At 45.8% G+C, this 4,034-nt stretch carries 2 protein-coding genes; both read right to left on the reverse strand.

What is annotated here, in order from left to right:
• Positions 1 to 85: 85 nt before the first annotated feature.
• Positions 86 to 3,763 carry a DNA-directed RNA polymerase subunit beta' gene (gene rpoC, locus SMIDD26_RS09915; protein WP_033686295.1) on the reverse strand — a complete coding sequence of 1,226 codons (3,678 nt, stop codon included), beginning with the start codon at positions 3,761 to 3,763 and terminating at the stop codon, positions 86 to 88.
• 32 nt (positions 3,764 to 3,795) lie between these two features.
• Positions 3,796 to 4,034: hypothetical protein (locus tag SMIDD26_RS12360; RefSeq protein WP_167747518.1), on the reverse strand; the 239-nt coding region annotated here is incomplete at its 5' end.

Genomic DNA, 4,034 nt, shown 5'->3' on the forward strand with positions numbered 1-4,034 from the left:
GAGTATTATTTTACCACATTTCATGGAAAAATGTAGAAAGTTTTCAGAAAAGAGAAAGAGAACCCGAAGGCTCTCTCATTCTCTTTTATTCTACTGTTTCTTCCACAGTTTCAACGGCAGTATCCACAACCACTTCTGTTGTTTCTTCGTTTCCTTCTTCCTCTACTGGAGGGTTAAGGTATTCTTCTTCGTTGACAGCATGTGGTTCAAGGTTACGGTAACGAGCCATACCAGTACCTGCTGGGATGATCTTACCGATGATAACATTTTCTTTAAGTCCAAGGAGATGGTCTTTCTTACCACGGATAGCCGCGTCAGTAAGGACACGAGTTGTTTCCTGGAAGGAAGCCGCTGACAAGAAACTGTTAGTTTCAAGTGAGGCTTTGGTAATTCCCATAAGGACTGGGCGACCTGTCGCTGGAACGCCACCTGCGATAAGGACATCTTTGTTGGCATCTGTAAAGTCATTGATATCCATGAGGGTACCCATGAGAAGATCTGTGTCACCTGGATCCATGACACGGACTTTACGGATCATTTGACGAACCATTACCTCGATGTGTTTGTCACCGATTTCTACCCCTTGGCTACGGTAAACTTTTTGTACTTCACCGAGAAGGTAAGTTTCAACTGACAAGACATCGCGAACTGCAAGGAGACGTTTTGGTTGGATAGAACCTTCTGTAAGAGCAGCACCACGCGCTACTTGGTCTCCAACTTCGACACGCATACGAGCGGTAAATGGAACGACATATTCACCTTCGCCAGTTTCACCCTTAACAAAGACTTTCTTGGTACGAGTTGATGCATCTTCTTCGATAGCAGTAACTTGTCCTTTAACCTCTGTGATAACCGCTTCCCCTTTAGGATTGCGGGCTTCAAAGATTTCTTGGACACGAGGAAGACCCTGAGTGATATCGGTATTTGAGGCAACCCCACCCGTGTGGAAGGTACGCATTGTAAGCTGTGTACCAGGTTCCCCGATAGATTGGGCAGCGATTGTACCGACTGCTTCACCAACTTCAACCGCATCACCAGTCGCCAAGTTGATACCATAACAATGACGGCAGACACCATGACGAGTGTTACATGTAAATACAGAGCGGATAGTCACTTCTTCCACACCAGCATTGACAATTTCACGCGCCTTGTCTTCTGTAATCAACTCATTTGGACCGATAATCACTGCACCAGTTTCTGGATGTTTAACGGTTTTCTTAGTGTAACGACCATTGAGACGCTCTTCGAGAGACTCGATCATTTCTTTTCCTTCTGCGATAGAACGGATCAAGAGACCACGGTCTGTTCCACAGTCGTCCTCACGGATGATAACATCTTGGGCAACGTCAACCAAACGACGAGTCAAGTAACCTGAGTCGGCTGTCTTAAGGGCCGTATCGGTCATACCTTTACGCGCACCGTGAGTTGAGAAGAACATTTCCAATACCGACAAACCTTCACGGAAGTTTGAAAGGATTGGCAATTCCATGATACGTCCGTTCGGAGCCGCCATCAGACCACGCATACCGGCAAGCTGTGAGAAGTTTGAGATGTTACCACGGGCTCCAGAGTCCATCATCATAACGATTGGGTTCTTAGGATCTTGGTTGGCAATCAAGCGTTTCTCCAATTTTTCACGGGCAGCACGCCATTCAGCTGTAACAGCATTGTAACGCTCATCATCTGTAATCATACCACGACGGAATTGTTTTGTGATTTGTTCTACACGTTTGTGTGATTCTTCAATGATTTCAGCCTTGTCATCAACGACTGGGATATCGGCAATACCCACTGTCAATCCTGCAAGAGTTGAGTGGTGGTAACCGAGGTTCTTCATACGGTCAAGTAGGGCAGAAGTTTCTGTCGTACGGAAACGTTTGAAGATTTCAGCGATGATATTTCCAAGGTTTTTCTTCTTGAATGGAGGGTTGAGTTCAAGATTGCTGATAGCTTCCTTGATATCTCCACCAAGTGGCAAGAAGTATTTGGCTGGAACCCCTTCTGTCAAGTTGGCATTGTTTGGTTCTTGCAAGTATGGTAGACCCTCTGGCATGATGTCGTTGAAGAGGATTTTACCAACTGTTGTAAGCAAGACCTTGTGTTTTTGCTCTTCTGTCCAAGGCTTGTTGAGGCTGTCTGTTGCGATACCAACACGTGAGTGAAGGTGAACATAACCATTACGGTAAGCCATAACTGCTTCGTCACGGTCTTTGAATACCATTCCTTCACCTTCACGACCAGCTTCTTCCATAGTCAAGTAGTAGTTACCCAAAACCATGTCCTGAGATGGAGTAACAACTGGTTTACCATCTTTCGGGTTCAAGATATGCTCAGCAGCGAGCATCAAGATACGAGCTTCTGCTTGAGCTTCTTCTGAAAGCGGTACGTGGATGGCCATTTGGTCTCCGTCAAAGTCGGCATTGTAGGCTTCACAGACAAGCGGGTGCAAGCGAAGGGCCTTACCATCAATCAAGACTGGCTCGAAGGCTTGGATACCCAAACGGTGAAGGGTCGGTGCGCGGTTCAAAAGCACTGGGTGTTCTTTGATCACTTCTTCAAGGATATCCCAGATGCGTTCGTCTCCACGTTCCACCAAGCGTTTAGCAGCTTTGACGTTTTGCACGATATCACGGGCAACGATTTCACGCATCACGAATGGTTTAAAGAGCTCGATCGCCATTTCACGTGGCACACCACATTGGTACATCTTAAGCGTTGGACCAACGGCGATAACGGAACGTCCTGAGAAGTCAACACGTTTACCGAGCAAGTTTTGACGGAAGCGTCCTTGTTTACCTTTAAGCATGTGGCTCAAAGATTTCAGTGGACGGCTACCTGGTCCTGTGATCGGACGACCACGACGACCATTGTCAATCAAAGCGTCAACCGCTTCTTGAAGCATACGCTTCTCATTTTGAACGATGATACCAGGTGCATTCAACTCAAGCAAACGAGCCAAACGGTTGTTACGGTTGATAACACGGCGGTAAAGGTCATTCAAGTCAGATGAGGCAAAACGGCCACCATCCAACTGCAACATTGGACGAAGATCTGGTGGAATAACCGGAAGGATGTTAAGAATCATCCATTCAGGTTTGTTTCCAGACTTGTAAAAGGCATCCAAAACATCCAAACGACGGATTGCTTTGACACGTTTTTGTCCAGTAGCTGTTTTCAATTCTTCTTTGAGTTCAGCAATTTCTTTTTCAAGATCTACTTGTTTCAAAAGGTCTTGGATGGCTTCGGCACCCATCTTGGCAACGAATGATCCATAGCCATACTCACGCAAGCGCTCACGGTATTCGCGCTCTGTCATGATAGACTTGTGCTCAAGTGGTGTATCCTTTGGATCAATCACCACATAAGCCGCAAAGTAGATAACTTCCTCGAGGGCACGAGGGCTCATATCAAGGGTCAAGCCCATACGGCTTGGAATCCCCTTGAAGTACCAGATGTGAGATACAGGAGCTTTCAACTCGATGTGCCCCATACGCTCACGACGAACTTTTGTACGCGTTACTTCAACCCCACAGCGGTCACAAACAATCCCTCTGTAACGAATGCGTTTATATTTACCACAAGCACATTCCCAGTCTTTTGTAGGTCCAAAGATAACTTCATCAAAGAGACCTTCACGTTCTGGTTTCAAAGTACGGTAATTGATTGTTTCAGGTTTTTTGACTTCTCCATAAGACCATGAACGGACTTTACTTGGAGAAGCTAGGGTGATTTGCATACTTTTAAAACGATTTACATCAACCACTATTTCTTCCCTTTCTATTCTAAGTGAGCTACTTATTCTTGTTCAGCAGCTTCTTCTGTTGCTTCCGCTTTTGTTGCTTTTTCAGCTTCTTCAGCTTCAAAGGCTGCTTTAGCCTCTTGTGCTGCTTTTTCGCGGGCTTTTTCAAGGTCATCTACGTGGATGACATCTTCGTCCATTCCTTCATCCAAGTCACGAAGTTCCACTTCTTGGTCATCTTCGTCAAGGACACGCATATCAAGACCAAGAGATTGCAATTCTTTGACAAGAACTC

Origin of the sequence: Streptococcus mitis (genome assembly GCF_001579035.1) — a bacterium.
In the GTDB taxonomy this organism is placed as follows: domain Bacteria; phylum Bacillota; class Bacilli; order Lactobacillales; family Streptococcaceae; genus Streptococcus; species Streptococcus mitis_J.